A 20968-nucleotide genomic window follows, 5' to 3' on the forward strand; every position below is an offset into this window, starting at 1 on the left:
GGTCAATCGGCAACCGGCACGCGCCGTGGAGCGCGCCGTCGTTGCCAGCTTCGTTCGCTGAAGTGCAATACAAGCAGGCCCGGCAGGCCCAGCAGGAGTTCACGCGCACGCTTGGCGAGCGACAACGCCAGCGTCGCGTCGGGCGGCAAACCCACCAGCGGCGCGAGCAGCAGATAGCCGCCCTCCTGCACGCCGAGCGAGCCCGGAATCATGAAGGCCGCGCCGCGAATCGCCTGGCCGATGCTTTCCAGCAGCAGCGCGTCGATCCAGCCGACCGGATGACCGAGAAAACGCAGCGCGAGCCATACCTCGGCCGTGCCGACGAGCCATCCCACGAGGCTCAGCGCAAAGCTCGCCGCCACCCGGCCGCGCTCGCGGTACAGCGACTGCACGGCGGCATCGACGGCTTCCGCGCGCGTCATCAGCGACGACCAGTCGCGCTTGCCGAACACCTTCGACACCACGCCCAGCAGCCGGCCGAACAGACCGCGCCGCTGCGCGAAGTAGAACGCGGCGATCAGCGCGCCGAGCACGCCGGTCGCAATCAGCGTTGCGGTGCGCAGGTCGTGCAGCGTGCCGTGCGCGGCGTACGCGCCGAACATCGCGAGGCCACCGAGCGCGAACACGATTTGCGCGAGCGCCTGCCAGGTCGTGCTGACGGTGATCGCGGCGGCCGCGTCGCGCAGCAGCATGCCGCGCTGCGACAGTTGACGCACCATCACCACCGGGCCGCCGATCTGCCCAGCGGGCAGCAGGCTATTCACCGACTCGCCGATCCAGCGCGCGGACAACGCATCGCGCAGCGAGGGTTCGGCTCGCGCCGCGCTCGTCGCGCCGCTGGTTGCACCGCTTGCCGGACCTTCATGCGCACCGTCACGCGAAGGGTGGTCGCGCCTGAACAGCACGGCGATCGCAGCCGCATCGAGCACGAGCGGCACCACGTGGAACGCGGCGACGACCGCGAGCCCCCAGCCGGCTGCGAGCAAGGTCGACGCCACCGAGCCGAAGCCCTGCCAGGCGAGCAGGCCGACGAACAGCGCCGAGCCGATCGACAGCAGAAGCAGGGCCGCCCGACTCACGCGGCGTCCTTGCCGCGCGAGGCCATCTGACGGAACACCTGGCGGAAACCGAAGTACGCGATCGCGTCCTTCATGTTGGAAACGAAGCGGCGCCACGGCCGCATGTTGGGATCGGTGACGTATTCGAACGTCAGCGACACACGCATCTCGTTCGGCCCGGCCGGCGTGATGCGATGACGCAGCTTGTCGCCATCGAAAAACACGAGGCCGCCCGGCGGAATCTGCACCGAGCCCGGCTGGTCCGGCACCTCCGGATTGCGCGTATGCAGTTCGTAGTCGAGCCGGCACGACGATTCGTCGATCACGCCGAGCAGCAGCGTGTAGCGGCGTCCGTCGTAATACGAAGTATCGTAGTGCCAGCCGATATGGTCGCCGGGGCGCGTGTAGTAGTAGAGCGCGTAGGCGTGCGGATCGTCGGCGGGCGACACCTGCAACTGGTCGCCGCTCAGCTGCTCGAGCCAGCCGATCAACTCCTTCGAGCGATACAGCTCGGCGATGAACGGCGCGAGACGGTCGATCGTATGGCGGCTGACACTGCCGCCCTGCTTGTGACCCGGCAGATAGTTGCGGTTCACTTCGTCGAGCAGCGCGCGCGCGCTGTGTACCAGCTGCGCGGTCACTTCCGGCGCGAGGAACTCGTCCAGATACAGAAACGCGCCCTGCGCGGCGAAGTCTTTACGCAGACGCGCGTTGTCGAACGTGCGGGTACGGCTCGCGACCGCGCGGTCGGCATCGGGCGTGGGCGTGAGCGCCGCCACGGGCGTGCCTGACGACACGGGCGCGATCACGTCGTCTTCGGCGTGCAGATTCATTTGCTGGCCCACTGTTGACGGGATTCAGACGCGCTGGCGGCCTTGGCCGTCGGACGAGCGCTACGGCGCGCGACGCGCCAGTAGTCGATCACCACCCATACGGCGAACAGCGGCGCGCCGATCGACGCGACCACCACGAACGGCGCGATGACATTCGTCAGCGTGACGATGGGCAGCAGGTACAGCACGTCCTCGGTTTCGAAGCCCCCCATCGACGCCTGCTTCGTGCCGGCCTTGCCGACCATTTCCTCGATCCGCATGCGCAAAAAGAAGATCAGGGCGACCGCGCGACACCAGCCACCGCGCCGAGCACGCCGGGAGCGAGCTTCAAAGCGTCGATCTGCGCGCCGCCGACACCGATACCCATGCCGACGAACAGCATCACGGTCACGAGCGCATCACAGGCGAGGTCGTAAAAATGACCGATGCGGCTCGACTTGCCGCCCACTCGCGCGAGTTCGCCGTCCGTGTGATCGACGAAATTCGACAGGACGATCAGCAGTGCGCCCGCATTGGCCCACTCGAATCCCCCGTGCGCAAGGCACAGCGCGCCTGCGACGCCGATCAGCAGGCGCAGCGTGGTCAAATGGTTCGGGGTGACCCAGGTGTCGACTAACGGTGTCACGAGCCGGCGGGCGAGCCGGGCGTCCCACGTACGTGGCGGCGGAACGTTGATTGGAGGTCGGGGTTGCGAAGTCATAAGGCGGAAATATATACGGGATTCTGAAAGCTTGCTGTTATGTCATACGTTTCTCTGCAATTTGCAAATGCCGTTCGTGTGTCCGTCACAAAGCGGAATTCACCGAATCGCTGTACAGTGCGAATCCAGTTGTGCCAGTCACGCGGAATCTGTTCGATGTGCAGCACCGCTCGTGCCCTCCGGGGGATGGCGCAGTGGTTGCTAATCCACGACATCGACTGTTGACGCCCGCCTACGCTCATGAACCGTCTCCTTGTCCCTCTGCTGTTTGCCGCCGCCGCCGCGCTGCCCCTTTCCTCGTTCGCCGTGGAGCTCGACGCGCCGCTGACATGCAATGAGAGCGGCCACCAGTTCATTGCCGATCTGATGCAGCAGCAGCTGATCAAACCGAAGCCAAGTCACGTCGAAAGCAACTCGATCAACGCGTTTTCGCCGATGCCCGATGTGCATCTGACCGCGTTCGGTTTCCGCGTATTCGCGGTGGTAGGCTTCGAAAAGGACGACCCGATGTTCCGGGTCGGCGACGGCGAACCGGTCGCCCAGTCCGCGTATGGCGCGGTCGTGTTCGGCAGCGACGACAATGTTAAAAGCGCGCTTGAAAACGCCGGCAGCACGGCGATCGTGCATCACGTCGCGCCGCTCATCACGGCGATTTTCTGCAAGCGCAGCTAGGGTTTGGCGAGACGTCGTATTCGACCGTTTCGCCACGATCGTCGATATCTTCGACCACGAGCCAGTTCGAGTGGCCAGTGACATAGCAGCGCCGCTCTGCCAGCTGCGCCATGATCGCCGGCAGTGTCAGCGACCAGCGGATCCGATCACGACGCAACCGCGCCTACAACCGCCACTTACCCCGGCCGACGAAACTCGTTTGCCACCCACGCCGCGGCGCTCGCCTTGCTGAGCTTGAACGTCGGCGCAACCTGCACTTGCGCGATCTGCTCGCCGAAAATATCGAGCGCGCTCAACAGTGCGTACGGCTCGTCTTCGTCGGGAACGATGTCGAGCGTGATGTCGAGTTCGTCGTTGCCGTCCGCGCTCGGCACGCGCACCGTCTTGTGGAGTTGCGCGCGCAGCTGCTGCTCGTGACGACGCAGCACTTCCGCCGCGGTTTTCACGAGCGTGTTGAACGCCGGTACGTCGAGCGGCTTCGGATCCTTCTTGTTGCGGCCCATGGTCCACGGTCCGACGAGCGCAGGCTCCGCCTCGCCGTCCTTGATCATTTCGACGGCCCAGCCTTCGTCGTCTTCGTTCTTGATGATGCGCGCGGTCCAGCCGTTGTCGCGCCACAGACGGTCTTCATGCACGCTGTCGTCCGGTCCGAGGAACTCGGCATTCGTGTCGGTCGAGGGAAAGGGCGTGTCGGTCATCACAGGTTCACTCACTTCGCGGGGCGCACAAACAGATTTCGAACCCGCGATTCTACCTGCCCAGCCGCTTGGCCCTGCTTGCTCTGACGAACGGACAAGGCGCGTTCGGAACGGCGCCGCCGCTCAACGCGCAAAAAGTTATATTTACCTACGCGACGATTTATAAATCCGCTTTAAATGTCAGATAAAAAAACGCGGCCCGAAAGCCGCGTGTAAAAATGAAAAAGACACCCTTTGGTCGAAGGGGTCTATCAAAATTATAAGTGGCATCCCCCATCGATTTCAGGCTTTCTTCGAAAGACTGCATTGCGCAAAACCGTGGGAATCAGCGCAAACGGCCTCGTCCGCTTTCCCCTCGTGCTCGCCGCGAGGCCTTGAGCCGTTACCGCCCGACAACAGCCCGTGACTTGACAGCGCGTCCCGCCATTCATCGTTAAAAATAATTTCCTTTTGCAGACCTGCACTTACGCGATTAATTCACATAATCCCGGATTCGAAAATAGACCGTTGTAAGGCGCGCAATTAAATATCCGCATAGCGGCAATTACACTTCGCTGCGAATCGACAGTCACCGGCGCGCAAGCAGCAACTTTCGCTCGAATGCCGATTCGGCGCGAACGTCGCGGCGATCAATACGCTTGCGCCGTCGTCGACCGGCAACCAGGTCGCCGCGGCAGTCGGTCTGCGGCATCGCTTCTGACGGCGCTTCTCACCACGCTTTTCATGCAGGCATTGCGCCGCGCGGCCATCCCCGCGTGGCGCGGTCGAACCCACGCGACACGATCACGTTCGGGTATTTTCATGGGCCTTACGGTTTGCCGTCAGACCAATAAACGCATGGCCGCGCTAGTGACGACGTCGACACATGCTCGGTATACTGCCCCGGCCGCCGTGCGACGCCGCGAAACCTCGCCGCCTGCACGGCAGCTTCGTCGCGAAGCATCGCGCTGTACGTCAGCGCATCGCGCTTCGCCCGCGCCTCACCTTCCCATGCATGACCGGGAATGCCGACGATCGGATCATGAAAAGACTTCTCCTGCTTGCCCCAGTTGTCGCCCTCACCGCCACCCTCGCCGCTTGCGGTTCATCGGGCGGCCCCGCGCGCGATGCGTCCGCACCGCTCGTGTACGTGTCGTCGTCACGCACGCCTGCGTCCATCGCCGCCTGCCTCGAAGAACGTCTGCCGCGCGTGCGCACCTCGCACGCCGGCGCGGCGACCGAACTTGCGGTCGGTGCCGATTCGCACAACTCGTACTTCGTCACGCTGACCCCGCTCAACGGCACCACGGTCATCAAGGTCGTGCATCCGGCCAATGCGCCCGACGATCCGCCCGAAGAGGAGATGCGCTTCGATATCGCGCGCTGCGCGACCTGAGCGGCGCGGCGCGCTTGAACGCCGTGCGCGTCATGCACGGAAGGCCGGTGCGCGAATTTTTATCTCGCGCATCGGCTATTTTTTTACGCGCCCATCTGCGAACATAGCCGCCCTTTGTTTTTCGCGCGGCACGTGTGCCGCGAGTTTCGATGGCATCCAGCAAAGCGCATCATGCGACCGGTTTCGCAGCCGGCATCATCGCGGCGGCGATCGTCGCGCGCAGCGGCGGCAGTCCGTTTCATGCTGGCGTGCTGCTGAGCTTCATCGCCGGCGTGGCCGGCAGCACCGCGCCGGACTGGCTCGAAGTCGCATGGTGGTCGCGCGCGCGGCGGCTGTGGATCACGCATCGCACGTTGACGCATTGGGGCATCGGCTGGCTCGCGCTGCTCGCGGTGTCGTATCACACGCTCGGACATTCGATCTTCGCGGCGCCCGCGTTCGGCTTCGCGTGCGGCGGCCTGATGCATCTGCTCGCCGACTGGCCGAATCCGCTCGGCGTGCCGTGGATCGCCGGGCGACATTCGTTGAATCTATGGAATAGCGGGCACTGCGATCTGATCGTCGTCGCGGCGTCCTGGGCGGCCGCGTGGTTTATCGGCGAGCATGTGTGGCTGCATGGCATGCATGCGTTGCCGTGGTTGCGCCATTGGCCGATCGGCTAGGCGCAGCGCGATGCTATCGGCCCGGCGTGCGGGCGCGGCGGCTAGCCGTGCATCATTGCCGTCCGTTGTCGGTGCGCTCTCCTTCGCGGACCTTGCCTTGCGATACGCTGCTGCCCGGCGGCACGCTATGCGTGAGCCACACGTTGCCGCCGATCACCGACCCGCGCCCGATCGTCACGCGTCCGAGAATCGTCGCGCCCGCGTAGATCACGACATCGTCCTCGACGATCGGATGCCGGGCGTTGCCCTTGATCAGCGTGCCGTCCTCATCGGCCGCGAAGCTCTTCGCGCCGAGCGTGACCGCCTGGTACACGCGCACGCGCTCGCCGATGATCGCTGTCTCGCCGATCACCACGCCGGTGCCGTGATCGATGAAGAAGCTCGGCCCGATCGTCGCGCCCGGGTGAATGTCGATGCCGGTCGCCGAGTGCGCGATCTCGTTGATGAAGCGCGCGAGCAGCGGCACGCCGAGCCGATGCAGCGCATGCGCGAGCCGATGATGCGTCATCGCCCACACGCCCGGATAGCACAGCAGGATTTCGGTGATGTGCTGCGCGGCGGGGTCGCCGGTGTACGCAGCCTGGATGTCGCTGACGAGCAGCGCGCGTATGCCCGCCAGCTGCGTCGCGAACTCGCGCGCCACCGCGAACGCGCGCTCCCGCAACTCGGCGTCCGGCGTCTCGCCGAACTCGGGCAGGAAGCGCAGCGCGCGGCGAATCTGTTCGGCGAGCAGCCGCAACGTGCTTTCGAGCGTGTGGCCGACGTAGTAGTCGACCGTTTCGTCGGTTAGATCGGGCGCGCCGTAATGCGTCGGAAACATCGCGGCGCGCAGACCGGCCACGATATTGACCACCGCTTCGCGCGATGGCAATTCGCGAATGCCGAGCGGATGCCGCGTGCGATGCAATTGCTCGCGCGAGGCGCGCAGGTCGGCGACGATCTGTTCAAGGCCCCAGTTATGGGAAGGCTCGTTGGGCATAAGGGACGGCGCCGTGCGGCGTGCACGGTTCGAAGTGGTTATCGAGCAGAGATTACCGCGTTTTAACGGTGCCCGCCCGGCAGCGCGCAGGTCGGCTCGGATTCATTGCGTCGACGTGCACTGGCCCGCACGCATCGTTTCCTGACTTCAGATAGTCAGACTGCTCGCGTCGATCCAGCGCACTGCCCAATCGCGCGCGTGCGCGATGGCAGCGGCTTCGTCGGAGAAGCGCAGTTCCGTGGGAAAGAAACGGTTAGCGACCAGTTCGCCGTCGCTCGAGCGCGAGATCACCACATACGGTTGCCAGGAGCCGTCGCCCGAGCGCGCCGGTTCGCAATTCAAAAGATAGCCGCGATGTGTGAATGCAGCATCGAAGTGCATGAGTCACCCGCCCCTGAAGCCCCGTAACATTTTCTCAGTCGCGCGGCCATTTGTTTGTTAGTTTTTCCGACCATGCTGGAACAGCCGGAGCATGCCGCCAATTTATCCGCGCGTCGGTCGCAGGAGTAAGATCATACTCTGTAGAAAATACGCGTCCATTGAAAAAAACCAAATGAATCGCGGACGTCATCGCCATTCAATCGCGAGGCAACGCCACTCGCATCGAAGGATGGCGGACAACGCATCGCGACTCTCGCGCACCGCGGCGCCGTGTCAGTCGGAACGGCTTTTGCTCTTTTCTTCGAATGTCCGCTTCAGGAGAATGCACGATGAACAGCGCGATCAGCAAACCCGAAAACGCCGGTACGAAACCGGACCCGAAGGACCCACGAAGCACGGACCTGCACAACGACCGCACGCACGACAGCACGGTCGACACCGACGGCAAGAACCGCGAAGCGGCCCGTCTGGCGGGCCACGGCGCGATCTCGCCCGACGCGGTCACGACCAGCAATGCGACGCTCGACAACAGCGTGCCCGAGTCGCTCGATGGCATGGCCGGCTTCGACAGCAGGGTCGGCGGCAACCACCTGCTGCTCGCGCTCGAGCCGGGCTACTCGGTGATCGACAAGGGCATGGCCGAGCCGCTCGACGTCTACTCGGCCGACCATCAGTACGACGACCCGCGTCCGGTCGGACAGCGCCACGATCGTGGCCGCATTCACTATGCGCTCAATCATTTGCGGCCTGCGCGCGTAATCGAATTACATCGGGTGAAATAGGCGCGCGCGTATCATCCCTTTATACGCGCGCGTTTGAATTACCGGGTTTATTCCGATTTATCAGGCAATCACGCAGCACGCACCGTTTTATTCTGGTGCGTGCTTTGCTTGGTTTAACGTGGGTTCGTTTAACGGAGTTGCGGATGAAAAGAATCGTCGTCATCGGTGCCACGGGCACGCTGGGCCAGGCAATCCGCGCGGAGCTGAAGGCGCGTCACGAAGTGATCGAAGTGGGCGCGACGCGCGGGCAATATCAGGTCGATAGCACGGACCCGGCGAGCGTCGAGCGGCTGTTTCGCGACATCGGCAAGGTGGACGGCGTCGTCACCGCGACCGGCAAGGTGCATTTCGGTCCGCTGGAGCAGATGAGCATCGAGCAGTTCCGGGTCGGGCTGCGCGACAAGCTGATGGGCCAGATCAACGTCGTATTCGCGGCGCTGCCGTATGTGAACGACGGCGGATCGTTCACGCTGACGAGCGGCATTCTGGGCGACGAGCCGATCCCGCAGGGAGCGAGCGCGACGACCGTCAATCTCGCGCTCGAGGGCTTCGTGCGCGGCGCCGCGATCGAACTGCCGCGCGGGCTGCGCATCAACGTGGTGAGTCCGACCGTGCTGACCGAGTCGATGGAAGCTTACGCGCCGTTCTTTCGCGGCTTCGAGCCCGTCAGCGCGCAACGCGCGGCGCTTGCTTATCTGCGCAGTGTGGAAGGGGCGCAGACGGGGCGCGTGTATCGCGTGGGGTATTGAACCTCAGTGAATCTCCGGCTCGCCCGAGCTATCGGGACTCACGCCGCCGCGCTGCAGGAAGTCGAAATCGCAGCCTTGATCCGCCTGCATCACGTGCGCCTGATGCAGGGCGCCATAGCCGCGCTCGAAGCGCGCAGCGGGTTTGACCCACGCGGCCTTGCGGCGCGCGAGTTCTTCGTCCGATACCAGCAGATTCAGCCTGCGGCGCGGCACATCGAGCTCGATCAGATCGCCGCTTCGCACCAACGCCAGCGGCCCGCCGACGAATGCCTCGGGCGCCGCGTGCAGCACGCACGCGCCATAGCTCGTGCCGCTCATCCGCGCGTCAGAGATGCGCACCATGTCGCGCACGCCCTTTTGCAGCAGCTTGCGCGGAATCGGCAGTTGACCCCATTCGGGCATGCCCGCGCCGACCGGCCCCGCGTGCTGCAGCACGAGCACGCAGCTTTCGTCGATGTCGAGCGCGTCGTCGTCGATGCGCGCGGCCATGTCGTCGTAGTCGCTGAACACGACCGCACGGCCCGTATGCACGAGCAGATGCGGCTCGGCCGCGCCCGGCTTGATCACGGCGCCGTCGGGCGCGAGATTGCCGCGCAGCACCGCGAGGCTGCTGTCGCGCAGTAGCGGATTCGTGCGGCGGCGGATCACGTCGTCGTTGAAAATGCGCGCGCCGGCAAGGTTCTCGCCGAGCGTGCGGCCGTTCACGGTTTTCTGCGAGCCGTCGATCAGTTCGCCCAGTTCCGCGAGCAGCGCGCGCAAACCGCCCGCGTAGAAAAAGTCCTCCATCAGATAGGCGCCGGTCGGTCTGATGTTCGCGAGCACGGGCGTGCGGCGCGCGATCTCGTCGAAGCGGTCGAGCGTCAACTCGATGCCCGCGCGCCGTGCAAGCGCGATCATATGCACGACCGAATTGGTCGACCCGGACAGCGCGACACAAGTCGTCACCGCGTTATCGACCGATGCCGCCGTGATCAGGTCCGACGGCTTCAGATCCTCCCACACCATCTCGACGATACGCATGCCGGTTTTCGCGGCCATCTGCGCATGCCGCGAATCGGGCGCGGGAATCGACGCGAAGCCGGGCAGCGTGAAGCCCAGCGCTTCGGCCGCGCTCGTCATCGTCGATGCGGTGCCCATCGTCATGCAGTGACCGGGCGAGCGCGCGATGCCACCCTCGACGCCCTGCCAGTCGTCCGGCGTCAGCGTGCCCGCGCGCAGTTCGGCCCAGTAGCGCCACGAGTCGGAACCCGAGCCGAGCGTCACGCCGTTCCAGTTGCCGCGCAGCATCGGGCCGGCAGGCAGAAAGATGGCGGGCAGATCCATCGAGATCGTGCCCATCAACAAAGCGGGCGTGGTCTTGTCGCAGCCGCCCATCAACACGACGCCGTCGGCGGGATACGAGCGCAGCATCTCCTCGGCTTCCATCGCGAGGAAATTGCGGTACAGCATCGTGGTGGGCTTCTGAAACGGCTCGGACAGCGTCTGCACAGGCAGCTCGATCGGAAAGCCGCCGGCCTGCCAGATGCCGCGCTTCACTTCCTCGACGCGCTGCTTGAAATGCGTGTGGCACGGATTGATCTCGCTCCACGTGTTCAGAATCGCGATGACCGGCTTGCCCGCGTATTCGTCGCGGTTGTAGCCCATCTGCGCGGTGCGCGAGCGGTGGCCGAACGAACGCAGATCGTTCGCGCCGTACCAGCGATGACTACGCAATTCCTCGGGGGTCTTTCTCTTCGTCAACGTCTACTCCACGATTGGCGCCGACCATGCGTCAGCGCCTCTGTTCTTTCACGCGGGACACGATCTGCGTCGGGCTCACGAATTGTAGTGCGATCAGCACCCAGACCAAGGTGATCGCCATATAGATCATCGCCATCGCATCGATCGATTGCGGCGCGCGCACGCCGGTCGAAAACACAGCGTAGTACAACGCGACCACCAGCGTTTGCGTGGCCGGACCGGCCGTAAAAAACGTCAGCTCGAACATGCCGATCGTGCGCACCAGCACGAGCAGCCCCGCCGCCAGCATGCCCGGCACGAGCAGCGGCAGCAGCACGTAACGGAAATAGCGGAACGTGTTCGCGCCGAAAATACGCGCGGCCGCTTCGAGATTCGGATCGATCTGCTCGATGAACGGCGTCATCACGAGAATCACGAACGGCAGCGCCGGTACGAGATTCGCAAGAATCACGCCCCATAGCGTGCCGGCGAGTCCGACCTTGTACATCGCGGTCGCCATCGGAATGCCGTAGGTGACGGGCGGCACCATCAACGGCAGCAGAAAGATCAGCATCGCAAGGCGCTTGCCGCGGAATTGCACGCGCGCGAGCGCATACGCAGCCGGCACGCCGAGCAGCACCGACAGCAGCACGACCGCGCCGACCACCTGCACGGTCACCCACAGCACGCTCGCGAGCTGGAAGTCGCTCCAGGCCTGCGCATACCAGTGCAGCGTGAAGCCTTGCGGCAACGCGGTGCCGAACCAGCGCGTCGCGATCGAATTCACCGCGACGGTCGCAATCAGCAGCACGACGTTGATCAGGAAGAACGCCATCACGGCCCACACCAGCACCTGCCAGATGCGGCCCGGCAGATTCGCGCGCTGACGCGCACGTTGCGCTGGCTCGCGGGCGCCGTCGCCCGGCTGAGGCGCCGCGGAAGCGGAGGTGGACGCGGACCAGTCGGGCTGCGTCGCGCGACGATCGGTCGTCATCAGCCTTTGCCTCCCGTTACGGGACCACGATAGAACCAGCGGCGCGCGCCGAGCAGCGCGGCGACCACCAGCAGTTGCACGAAGCCCATCACCATCGCGATCGCCGATGCGAGCGAATAGTCGTAGCTCTCGAACGCGGCTTCGGCCGCGGCAATCGACATCACGCGCGTCGGACCCGCGGGCGCGCCGAGCAGCACCGCCGACGGAAACACCGAGAACGCCTGCACAAACGACAGACACGCGGCCATCGTGAGCCCCGGCACGAGCAGCGGCAGATAGATGCGGCGAAACTGCTGCCACGGACTCGCGCCGAGCGTCGCGGCCGCGCTTGCGAGCGTCGGGTCGATGCCGGTCACGTACGACAGCGTCAGCAGAAACGCGAACGGAAAGCCCGACACGATCAGCGACAGCAACACGCCCGTGAAGTTGTGCGTGAGCCGCACCTCTTGGGTGTACAGATGCAGCGCCTGCAACGCCTGCGGCAGCCAGCCGTGCGGACCGAAGTACGTGAGCATGCCGTCGGCGATCAGCACGGTGCCGAGCGTCACCGGGATCACCAACAGCGTCGTGACGATCTTCTGATACCGCGAGTAGCGGCGCAGCGCGAACGCGACTGGCACCGACACGCCGACGTTGATCAGCGTGGCCGGCACCGACAGCTTCAGCGTAACGAGAATCGTCGGCCACATCGACGTGTCGGTGAAGAACGTCAGATAGTTGGCCCACACGCCGCCGCCGTTCATCGGCCGGAACGACAGCGCGAGACCATACCCGAACGGATAGATGAACAGCGCGACGATAAAGAGCAGCGCGGGCGCGACGAGCCAGGCCTTGGCATCGCGCGGCGCGCGGGACGTAAGCGGGGGGACAAGCGTCGGCGTGTTCATGCGGCCTCGGCGTCGTAGACGAGCACGCACGACGGCCGCACGCGCAGCGTGATGCGCTCGCCCTCCGCGCATTCACCGGTCACGCGCGCCCACACGTCGCCGAACGCGGTCTTCACGCGCAGCAGCGAATCGTGGCCGCCGTACTCGACCGCGTCGATCAGCGCCTCGAACGCGTTGGCGGCGCCGGGCTCGGCGCGCTCCATGTCTTCGGGGCGCAGCGCGACACTCACGCGTTTGCCGTCGAAGCCGGCCATCGGCGTACCGATGAGCCGCACGCCGTTGGCACTGACCACGACGCCATCGCCTTGCATGCCCTCCAGCGTGAACTCGGCGACATTGCGATAACCCATGAAGCGCGCGACATGCAGATTGCGCGGCCGCGTATAGACCTCCTTCGGCCTCGCGACCTGCTGCACGACACCCTCCCTCATCACGACGATGCGATCGGCCATCGACAGCGCTTCGTCCTGATCATGCGTCACGTACAGCGTCGCGCGTTCGAGCTGCGTATGGATGCGGCGAATTTCCGCGCGCATTTCGATGCGCAGCTTCGTATCGAGATTCGACAGCGGCTCGTCCATCAGGATCAGCGGCGGCTCGATCACGATCGCACGCGCGATCGCGACACGCTGCTGCTGGCCACCGGACAATTGGCCGGGCAGCTTGTGCTCATGCCCCGTCAGTTGCACCAGTTTCAAGGCCTCGCGTGCGCGGCGCGCGATCTCGCTTCTGCCGACGCCGCGCATTTTCAGCCCGAAGCCGACGTTCTCCAGCACGCTCATATGCGGGAACAGCGCGTAGTTCTGGAACACCATGCCGAAGCCGCGCTTTTCCGGCGGCAGCACGTCGATGCGCCGCTCGTCGAGCCAGATGCCGCCGCCGGTGAGCGGCTGCAATCCGGCGATGCAGTTCAGCGCCGTCGATTTGCCACAACCCGACGGCCCCAGCAGCGCGATGAACTCGCCGCGCCGGATCGTCAGATCGAGACCCTGCAGCGCGGCGATCGCGTGGCCTTGCGCGTTGGTGAAACTGCGGCTCACCGAATCGAGCCGCAACTGCTCAAAGTGATGCTTCATGGCGGTTTCCTGATCCGCGTGAGGCGACGGATGTCGCGAGTGCCGCGCGTGCGGTGGGCGCGGCGCATCAGGCAGTTAAGCCGAGGCGCGTGATCGCTGAAAACATGCAGCGCGGCGGTACCTCACGCCGCGCTGCGTTTCGCCTCGTTTTCCGTCGCAATGGAGAAGGCCTAACGGGTCTTCTGCGCGCCGATGTCGCTATCCCACTTCCTGAAGGCGGCGACCATCGCTGCTGCATTCAGTGGCAAAGCATGCGGACGATCGGCCAACAACTTCGCGTATTCGGGCCGGCCATACTTTTGCAGTACCTCCTGGCTATGCGCGGGCGCCTGCTCGACGGAGACGCCCTTGATCGCGGGGCCGGGATAGAAGTAGCCGTCGTCGTAGGTCAGCGCCTGCTGCGCGGGCTCCAGCATGAAGTTCATCATTTTGTACAGCACGTCGAGCTTTTCCTTCGGCACGCCCTTCGGGACCACCATGTAGTGCGCGTCGTTGACCCACGTCATGTTGTCGAACGGCTGTACGCGGAATTCGGCCGGCACGATGCCGAGCGCGCGCGGATTGATGTCCCAGCCGGTCACGGTCACGGTCATGTCGCGCGTGCCTTCGCCCAGTTCCTTCATCACCGCCGAGGTGCCGCCCGGATAGTACGGTATGCAGTCGTTCAACTGCTTCAGGAACGCCCACGTCTTGTCCCAGCCGTGCACCGGGTCCTGCGGGTCCTTGTCGCCGAGCACGTAGGGCAAGCCCATCAGGAACGTGCGGCCAGGACCGGAATTGGCCGGCCGCGCGTAGATCAGCTTGTCGGGGTGGGCCTTGCACCATTGCAGCAGTTGCTCGGGTGTCTTCGGCGGCTCGCTGACCTTGGCCGGGTTGTATTCGAGCAGCGGACCAGCCGGCATATACGCGACCTCGAGCCCGTAGCCTTGCGCGAGATCCTGCATCTTGCGCGGGCCCGGCGCGTACTTGTCGAGCACGCCGGGGAACTGCGCCGCGTTGTCGGGCAGCAGCTTGATCCACAGGTTCTGTTCGATGCCGGCCGCGAGCGCGTCGGTGCCGGTCAAAACGAGGTCGATGTCGGAGCGGCCCGCGGCTTGCATCGCCTTGATCTTGCCGGGCAATTGCGGCGCGGGCGCGTTCGTGAACGTGATGTTCGCGACGAGATTCGGATTCTTCGCCTTGAACGCCTCGAAGCCCTTCTGCGTGAGTTGAAGATCGCCGGCCACGTCGACGATATTGATCGTGACCGGATCGGCCGCGTGCGCGGCAAGGGTGAACGCCGCGCTCGCGGCGATACAGACGGATACCAGCTTGAACGACAACCTGTGCGAAACAGTCATTGCGTCTCCTCGCTTCTTGGTATGGAAGCCCGCTGGTCGATGCGTTGCGGGCGGTGTCTTTCTACCAAGGGAACATAGCGAAGCGCAACAGCCGATGTCAAGCAAATAGTCGAGAGTGTGAGTCGGGCGAGAAAATGGCTCGTTTAACCTGAAATCCTTGTCGTTCAATGCCCGGCACCGCGGGTTAAGGGCAAACCCGAGCCCTCGCCGCGATAGCAATACATGTTGTCTGGTTAGCGGACAACTGCTCAACCTCCGCGCACGCCCTGCGTATTGACGAACAGCGAATACAACCCGTGGCTCGCCGCCATGAACAGACGGTTGCGATGCCGTCCGCCGAAGCAAACGTTCGCGCAACGCTCTGGCAATGCGATGTGGCCGAGCGGCTCGCCTTGCGGGCTGAACACGCGCACGCCGTCGAGCTCGTCGGTGCCCATGCCCCACCCGCACCACAAGTTGCCATGCGTGTCGACACGAAAACCGTCCGGAGTGCCCGGACCCGCGTCGATCAGCACGCGGTTGTTCGACAGCGTCGTGCCTTTGCCATTGGCCTCGACATCGAATACGCGGATCTTGCGCGGCTCGCCGCGCGATTGGACCACGTACAGCAGCGATTCGTCCGGCGAGAACGCGAGACCGTTCGGGGCGAGCACGTCGTCGATGACCATCGACACCTCGCCCGACTGGCCGTCGATCCGATACACGCACGCCTTCAGCTCGGACTGCTGCTGCTCGCCCTCGTAGAAACCTTCGATGCCGAAGGTCGGGTCGGTAAACCAGATCGAGCCGTCCGATTTGACGACTACGTCGTTCGGCGAATTGAAGCGCTTGCCCTGATAGCGATCGGCGAGCACGGTGATCGAGCCGTCGTACTCGGTGCGCGTCACACGCCGCGTCAGGTGCTCGCAACTGACGAGACGCCCTTCGCGATCGCGCGTATGGCCGTTCGCATTGTTCGACGATTGACGGAACGTGCTGACCGCGCCCGTCGTTTCGTCCCAGCGCAGGATGCGGTCGTTCGGAATGTCGCTCCACAGGAGATAGCGGCCATCGCCGAACCACACCGGCCCCTCCGACCAGCGCGTGCCCTGATGCAAGCATTCGACCGACGCCGACGCGATGATCAACGACTTGAAGCGCGGATCGAACACACGGATGGAGGGATCGGGATAGCGTCGGCTGTGATCGGTCATGGGGTTGTCTGCGTGTCGGAGCGGTTCGATTGGGTGGCCGCGAACTCGCGCTCGAGAGCGAGCAGCGTGCGCGCGGTCTGCGCGATCTTCGCATGATGCTCGCGCGGTGTCGAACTGAGCAGCGGCTGCAGCGGCCCCATGTCGGCGAGGCCCGTGAACGTGATTGCATCGTGCAGCACGCGGATCAGCGAGATGTCGTTGCGCAGCGTTTCGAGCGGCATGAACGCATCGTGCAGACGTTGGGCGGTGTCGCTATCGGCGCTATCGGCGCTATCGGCGCTCCGGCCGCTTTGCACCGCGCGCAGCAGCGCCATCACCATGCTCGGCGCGATACAGCCGCTTCCGGTCGTCCACGCTGCGAGCCCGAACTCGCGCAGATGCACGAGCGCCGGCCACTCGCCCATGCCCGATACGATCTTCGCGGCCGGCACGCGTTGCAACAGCCGGCGCAGATACGGATCGTCAGCGGGGTTGTCGCGCGGGATCGCATACTTGACCGCGCTCAGCGTCCCACGCTCGACGAGCCGCGCGAGCGTATCGACAGCGACGTAGTTTTCGCTCTTGATATACAGCGTGAGCGGCATGCCGGCCGTGTCGGCGATCCGCGTGAGGCCCGTCTCGACGCCCTCGGGCGTCGTGAAGCCGCCGAGCGGCAGCACCATCGCCGTGCGGTAACGCGTCTGCGCGAGGATGCGCGCCTGATCGAGCATCTTGCCGTAGTCGGGACCCAGCGCCGGAATCACCCGTGTCCCGGGACCCGCGGCCTCGGCGAGCAGGTCCAGCAGCTCGCGGTATTCGCTGACCGCGACGTGATAAAGGTTCGCATTGCCGCCATACAGTAGCGTGCGTACGCCGCCCGCTTCGATATGGCGGATCAGCGCGAGATTCTGGGCAGGGTCGAGCGTGTAGTCGGTCCGGCGCGCGAGCGGCGGCACGGCCATGACCGACGCGGCGAACTCGCCGTCGCTCAGCGGTGATTCGTTCATGATGGTTGACGCGGAAACGCGCCAGGCGGAGGTTTCACGGTAGCATCGGCATCGCAATGTTGTCAAACAACCTGCGCGTGACGATCGCCCGGCATGCCGTCGGCGGCGAATTGCGCGGGAGCCGATCACGAAATTTCCTTTTGTATAACAATGAAGCGGGCCCGCAGCCAGCGGAATCGGCGCAGGCTTTTTTTGGCAACAAGGACACGGCGAGCAATAACCCGCTTTCCCGGATAATCGAGTAAATACGATTTATTTTAAAGCGCGACGAAATAATGCTGTCAACGAAACATATTAAAATCTGTCGCCGGATGCCGATTAGCCGCGCCGCGCACCCGAGAAGCCCGGCCGGGTTAAAGATTTATTTCAATCAGCATAATAATAGGCGACGCCGGCGTTGCTATCACGTGGCGGCTATCGTTTACCCCGCGGAGCACCGGCGCATTGCGTTCGAGTTTTTAGTGATAGATTATGCGGACCAAAAGAGCGGACCGAAGTTTGTCTGCCAATAACCGCGAACGGGATGTTTGCGAGCCTGAGAGAGCCAAAAAATTGTCGCTACACTTTATCGAGCAGATGGCACCGCTACTGGACGCCGCCGACGAGGCGGAATGGTTCGGCGTGATTACGGGCTTTGCCGAAACGTGGGGCTTCGACAAGATTCTGGTCGCGATGCTGCCGCGGCCAACCATGCGTCTCGAGGACGCTTACCTGCGCAGCACTTACGCACCGGCATGGCGCCAGACGTACGACGAGCAAGGCATGGCGCATATCGATCCGACGGTCGCACACTGCCTGTCACGCTCATCGCCGCTGGTCTGGACGCCCGAGATTTTCGCCAGCCCGGCGCAGCAATCCCTGTATGAGGAAGCTCGCTCGTACGGCCTCGGCGCGGGCGTGACGCTGCCAATTCATGGGCCGAATCTGGAAGCCGGCATGATGTGCTTCGTCAATGACGACAAGCCGTCAGACGGGTTCAGGCGCCATGTGAACGCCGCGTTGCCGAACCTCGTGCTGTTGCGCGACCTGGTGATCGACACCAGCAAACAGCATCTGAATTCACATGCGCAGACCTTGATGCCGAAGCTCACGCCGCGCGAGCGAGAATGTCTGAAATGGACCGCACGCGGCAAATCCACGCGGGAGATATCTCACATCCTGAGTTGCTCGGAAGCGGTGGTGAACTTCCATATGAAAAACATCAGGGCGAAATTCGGCGTGAATTCGCGGCGTGCGGCAGCCGTGATCGCGGCGCAGCTTGGGCTTATTGACCCGGGTTGAGCAGCGCGGCCGCGTCGCGGCTGTACATCACACGCTCGGCGCGACCCAGATCGGCGTCCGACACGGTCTTCATGAAGTACAGACCCAGCAGGATCGACACCGGCGCCGGGATCTCCGCGCCCGACTCGAAGCGGCTGCCGCGCGATTGCGTGACGCCGAAGCGAGCCCAGAAACGGCGCTGGCTCTCTTTTTTCTTCTTCCGATAGGCAATGATCAGAACCCGATCCACTGCCGAAGAGACCTCCGAAGGACGCGCCTGGAGGTGGGTTTGCGGTTGCCAGTGATTGTCGAGGAGTTCCATTTTGGACCCTTGTAGGTTGGGGGCGGAGACGAGTCTGAATTCTGATATACCCGATAAGCATCCACACCTATCCAGGTAGGTAGGTGGCGCAAAGATTCAGAATGCATAAGTTTTCCTGCGTATCTGGCAGCCCCCCAACGCGTACAGGAGAACGTCATGCAAACCACGATCCGAATTGGACTCCGGCAGGAATTCGACAACGAACTGATCAACGAGATGTACCGCTTGCGCGCCCGTGTCTTTCACGGCCGGCTCGGCTGGGAAATTCCGACCATCGCGGGAATGGAGATAGACGGCTACGACGCGCTCGGGCCGTACTACATGCTGATTCAGGGCGAAGACGAACGGTTGCGCGGCTGTTGGCGCCTGATGCCGACCGAAGGTCCGAACATGCTGAAAGACACCTTCCCGCAGCTACTGCATGGCGCGGCCGCGCCGGTCGGGCGACATATCTGGGAACTGAGCCGCTGGGCGATCGAAACCGGCGGTGAGGAACAGTCGTTTGGTTTCACGGATATGACAATCCGCGCAATTCAGGAAGTGATGCGCTTCGCGCAGCGCATGGGCATCACGCATTACGTCACGGTGACCACCACGCCGATCGAGAGGATGCTGCGCCGAGCCGGCCTCGACATCAGCCGGCTCGGGCCGCCGCTGCAGATTGGCATCGAGCGGGCCGTCGCGCTCGACGTCGCGGTGAGCGCGAAAACGCTGACCTCGCTGTTCGGGCCGGTCGCCGTCGCTGCTTGAGCCGCGCCGAAGCGCGGCCTGACAAAAGTCGCGACGCCTTCACCCGCGCGCGGACTCAGGAACCGAACATCCGTTCCAGCGCGTTCTCGAGATGCGCGCGCATTGCGGCCCCCGCGCCCGCCGCGTCCTTGCGGCGGATTGCGTCGAGCACCGCCATGTGTTCGGCCTGCACCAGCCGCTGCCGCTCCACCGTCTTGACGAGCGACAGATTGCGCGACAGGTTCATGCTGAACAGGATCTGCTCCTCGATGAACGACATCACCGTGATGAAAAACGGATTCTTCGACGCGCGCGCGACCGCCTGATGAAACAGGAAGTCATCCTTCGCGCCGATCCCCTGCGCCTCGATGATGCGCTCGAGCTCGTCCCACGCGTGCTGGATCGCGGCGATGTCGTCGGCGTCGGCCTTCAACGCTGCCTGCGCGGCCGCGCCCGCCTCGGTCACGATGCGAAACTCATAGCAGCGGCGGATATCGGACAGCGTTTCGAGCGGCGCGAAGCGGCGTACGTCCGGATCGGGGCGCCGCGCGACGGTCGTGCCAGAGCCGTGCCGCGTCGAGATGATGCCGTCGGCCCGCAATCGCGCGAGCGCTTCGCGCACGGTCGGTCGGGACGTGGCGAAACGCTCCGCCAGCGCGTGCTCGGTCGGCAATCGCTCGCCTTCCTTGTACTCGCCTTCGAGGATGCGGTTGAGAATGTCGCCGTAGATCTGCTCGGGTAAGCCCTTGGTTTTTCGATCGTTCATCAGCGGACTGGCCAGCTTGTCTGAATATGGCTTGATTGTAAGGCCAACCCTGTTTCGGCTTCAGCAAAGTTTTACGGGTTGTAAGCATGCTAGGCCGCTTCGCGCACGCCGCCGCGCCCGCCATTTTGTCCGCGCCGCGCCGGATTATTTGGCAAATGTTTGATTTACATCCTGGTCCGGTGCATCTTTTCCGGCGATCATCTAAGCTTCATTGGTATAAAAGATCAATAAACCTGCCGCGGCTAGCAATGTGGCAGACGCATTTTTGACGCGGAGCCGATATGTACACACGCATCCTTGTAGCGGTCGACGGCAGCAATACCTCGCGCCGTGCGTTCGAAGCGGCGCTCGATCTCGCCAAATCGAATGGCGCGGTGTTGCGGCCATTTTATGTCGTCGAAAACACGCCGATGTACTTCGAGGCGCCCGGCTACGATCCGTCGATCCTGCGCAACCGCCTGATCGAGGAAGGCCAGGAGCTGCGTGCCGAGTTTTCGAAAGTGATGGCCGAGCAAGGTGTGAAGGGCAACCCGGCGGTCTCCGAGGCTTCGTCGCTCGGCGATGTCGCCGAGATCGTGCTGCAGGCCGCCGCCGAATTCAACGCCGACCTGCTCGTGATGGGCACGCACGGCCGGCGTGGCTTTCAGCGGCTGATTCTCGGCAGCGTCGCTGAACGCTGCGTGCGCCAGGCCACTCTTCCGGTTCTGCTGGTACCGTCCGCCGCGGGCACCGACAAGGAACCCGCCTGACTCTTTCATCAGGCGCAGGGCGGCACGCCACGCCCTGCCTTGCCGGAATCGAGCCACG

At 64.1% G+C, this 20968-nt stretch carries 23 protein-coding genes and 1 pseudogene; 9 read left to right on the forward strand and 15 right to left on the reverse strand.

Annotated elements, in window-relative coordinates; all coding sequences use genetic code 11:
- Positions 1–2: 2 nt before the first annotated feature.
- From OKW30_RS35440 to OKW30_RS35450, 3 genes and pseudogenes are all read right to left on the reverse strand, one after another.
- Complete coding sequence (locus OKW30_RS35440; RefSeq protein WP_429348919.1) at positions 3–1079, reverse strand: lysylphosphatidylglycerol synthase domain-containing protein; 1077 nt, start codon at positions 1077–1079, stop codon at positions 3–5.
- Positions 1076–1891 carry a HalD/BesD family halogenase gene (locus OKW30_RS35445; protein ID WP_429348920.1) on the reverse strand — a complete coding sequence of 272 codons (816 nt, stop codon included), beginning with the start codon at positions 1889–1891 and terminating at the stop codon, positions 1076–1078. Before OKW30_RS35445 ends, OKW30_RS35440 begins: the two co-directional genes overlap by 4 nt.
- Positions 1888–2591: pseudogene (locus OKW30_RS35450) on the reverse strand (CDP-alcohol phosphatidyltransferase family protein). Before OKW30_RS35450 ends, OKW30_RS35445 begins: the two are co-directional and overlap by 4 nt.
- A gap of 240 nt (positions 2592–2831) precedes the next feature.
- Here OKW30_RS35450 and OKW30_RS35455 point away from each other — a divergent pair.
- A complete protein-coding gene (locus tag OKW30_RS35455) occupies positions 2832–3263 on the forward strand; it encodes a hypothetical protein (protein ID WP_184063297.1) in 432 nt (143 codons plus the stop codon).
- A 176-nt stretch (positions 3264–3439) separates the two neighbouring features.
- Here the strand turns inward: OKW30_RS35455 and OKW30_RS35460 are convergent, their stop codons facing one another.
- Positions 3440–3961, reverse strand: a complete 522-nt coding sequence (locus OKW30_RS35460) for a hypothetical protein (protein WP_429348921.1) — start codon at positions 3959–3961, stop codon at positions 3440–3442.
- Between the two features lie 865 nt (positions 3962–4826).
- Between OKW30_RS35460 and OKW30_RS35465 the strand changes: the two genes are divergently transcribed.
- Positions 4827–5336 (forward strand): hypothetical protein, encoded by a 510-nt coding sequence (locus OKW30_RS35465; RefSeq protein WP_187631299.1) that lies wholly within the window; start codon positions 4827–4829, stop codon positions 5334–5336.
- Positions 5337–5485: 149 nt separating this feature from the next.
- Complete coding sequence (locus tag OKW30_RS35470) at positions 5486–5998, forward strand: metal-dependent hydrolase (protein WP_429348922.1); 513 nt, start codon at positions 5486–5488, stop codon at positions 5996–5998.
- A gap of 52 nt (positions 5999–6050) precedes the next feature.
- Here OKW30_RS35470 and epsC read toward each other — a convergent pair whose 3' ends face one another.
- Positions 6051–6977, reverse strand: a complete 927-nt coding sequence (gene epsC / locus OKW30_RS35475; RefSeq protein ID WP_090807303.1) for a serine O-acetyltransferase EpsC — start codon at positions 6975–6977, stop codon at positions 6051–6053.
- A 147-nt stretch (positions 6978–7124) separates the two neighbouring features.
- Positions 7125–7358 (reverse strand): hypothetical protein, encoded by a 234-nt coding sequence (locus tag OKW30_RS35480; protein WP_013092363.1) that lies wholly within the window; start codon positions 7356–7358, stop codon positions 7125–7127.
- Between the two features lie 329 nt (positions 7359–7687).
- On the opposite strand from OKW30_RS35480, the gene OKW30_RS35485 reads away from it, so the two are divergent.
- Together OKW30_RS35485 and OKW30_RS35490 are read left to right on the forward strand one after the other, a co-directional pair.
- Positions 7688–8140, forward strand: a complete 453-nt coding sequence (locus OKW30_RS35485) for a DUF3005 domain-containing protein (RefSeq protein WP_184024819.1) — start codon at positions 7688–7690, stop codon at positions 8138–8140.
- Positions 8141–8283: 143 nt separating this feature from the next.
- The gene (locus OKW30_RS35490) at positions 8284–8889 is read left to right on the forward strand and encodes a short chain dehydrogenase (protein WP_429348923.1); all 606 of its coding nucleotides are present in this window, start codon (positions 8284–8286) and stop codon (positions 8887–8889) included.
- A gap of 3 nt (positions 8890–8892) precedes the next feature.
- On the opposite strand, the gene araD is transcribed toward OKW30_RS35490, so the two are convergent.
- From araD to OKW30_RS35525, 7 genes are all read right to left on the reverse strand, one after another.
- Positions 8893–10629, reverse strand: coding sequence for an L-arabinonate dehydratase (gene araD / locus OKW30_RS35495; RefSeq protein WP_429348924.1), 1737 nt, complete (start codon positions 10627–10629; stop codon positions 8893–8895).
- A gap of 31 nt (positions 10630–10660) precedes the next feature.
- Positions 10661–11602: an ABC transporter permease gene (locus OKW30_RS35500; RefSeq protein WP_184063284.1), complete on the reverse strand. Its 942-nt coding sequence runs from the start codon at positions 11600–11602 to the stop codon at positions 10661–10663.
- Positions 11602–12489 carry an ABC transporter permease gene (locus OKW30_RS35505; protein ID WP_429348925.1) on the reverse strand — a complete coding sequence of 296 codons (888 nt, stop codon included), beginning with the start codon at positions 12487–12489 and terminating at the stop codon, positions 11602–11604. Before OKW30_RS35505 ends, OKW30_RS35500 begins: the two co-directional genes overlap by 1 nt.
- Positions 12486–13565, reverse strand: coding sequence for an ABC transporter ATP-binding protein (locus tag OKW30_RS35510; RefSeq protein ID WP_429348926.1), 1080 nt, complete (start codon positions 13563–13565; stop codon positions 12486–12488). The genes OKW30_RS35505 and OKW30_RS35510 overlap by 4 nt, the downstream gene beginning before the upstream one ends.
- Positions 13566–13735: 170 nt before the next feature.
- Positions 13736–14905 (reverse strand): ABC transporter substrate-binding protein, encoded by a 1170-nt coding sequence (locus OKW30_RS35515; RefSeq protein WP_187631294.1) that lies wholly within the window; start codon positions 14903–14905, stop codon positions 13736–13738.
- A 248-nt stretch (positions 14906–15153) separates the two neighbouring features.
- Complete coding sequence (locus OKW30_RS35520; RefSeq protein WP_184063290.1) at positions 15154–16098, reverse strand: SMP-30/gluconolactonase/LRE family protein; 945 nt, start codon at positions 16096–16098, stop codon at positions 15154–15156.
- Positions 16095–17084 carry a dihydrodipicolinate synthase family protein gene (locus tag OKW30_RS35525; RefSeq protein ID WP_429348927.1) on the reverse strand — a complete coding sequence of 330 codons (990 nt, stop codon included), beginning with the start codon at positions 17082–17084 and terminating at the stop codon, positions 16095–16097. Before OKW30_RS35525 ends, OKW30_RS35520 begins: the two co-directional genes overlap by 4 nt.
- Positions 17085–17140: 56 nt before the next feature.
- On the opposite strand from OKW30_RS35525, the gene OKW30_RS35530 reads away from it, so the two are divergent.
- Positions 17141–17329: a hypothetical protein gene (locus tag OKW30_RS35530; RefSeq protein ID WP_184063296.1), complete on the forward strand. Its 189-nt coding sequence runs from the start codon at positions 17141–17143 to the stop codon at positions 17327–17329.
- Between the two features lie 331 nt (positions 17330–17660).
- A complete protein-coding gene (locus tag OKW30_RS35535) occupies positions 17661–18365 on the forward strand; it encodes a helix-turn-helix transcriptional regulator (RefSeq protein WP_429348928.1) in 705 nt (234 codons plus the stop codon).
- Here the strand turns inward: OKW30_RS35535 and OKW30_RS35540 are convergent.
- Complete coding sequence (locus tag OKW30_RS35540) at positions 18349–18666, reverse strand: hypothetical protein (RefSeq protein ID WP_013092374.1); 318 nt, start codon at positions 18664–18666, stop codon at positions 18349–18351. The genes OKW30_RS35535 and OKW30_RS35540 overlap by 17 nt on opposite strands.
- 156 nt (positions 18667–18822) lie before the next feature.
- On the opposite strand from OKW30_RS35540, the gene OKW30_RS35545 reads away from it, so the two are divergent.
- A complete protein-coding gene (locus OKW30_RS35545) occupies positions 18823–19416 on the forward strand; it encodes an acyl-homoserine-lactone synthase (RefSeq protein WP_090807325.1) in 594 nt (197 codons plus the stop codon).
- Positions 19417–19471: 55 nt separating this feature from the next.
- Here OKW30_RS35545 and OKW30_RS35550 read toward each other — a convergent pair whose 3' ends face one another.
- Positions 19472–20161: a FadR/GntR family transcriptional regulator gene (locus tag OKW30_RS35550; protein ID WP_184063300.1), complete on the reverse strand. Its 690-nt coding sequence runs from the start codon at positions 20159–20161 to the stop codon at positions 19472–19474.
- A gap of 281 nt (positions 20162–20442) precedes the next feature.
- On the opposite strand from OKW30_RS35550, the gene OKW30_RS35555 reads away from it, so the two are divergent.
- On the forward strand, positions 20443–20910 hold the full coding sequence (locus OKW30_RS35555) for a universal stress protein (RefSeq protein WP_429291659.1): 468 nt from the start codon (positions 20443–20445) through the stop codon (positions 20908–20910).
- Positions 20911–20968 lie beyond the last annotated feature (58 nt).

Source organism: Paraburkholderia sp. Clong3 (assembly GCF_050436485.1).
GTDB lineage: Bacteria > Pseudomonadota > Gammaproteobacteria > Burkholderiales > Burkholderiaceae > Paraburkholderia > Paraburkholderia tuberum.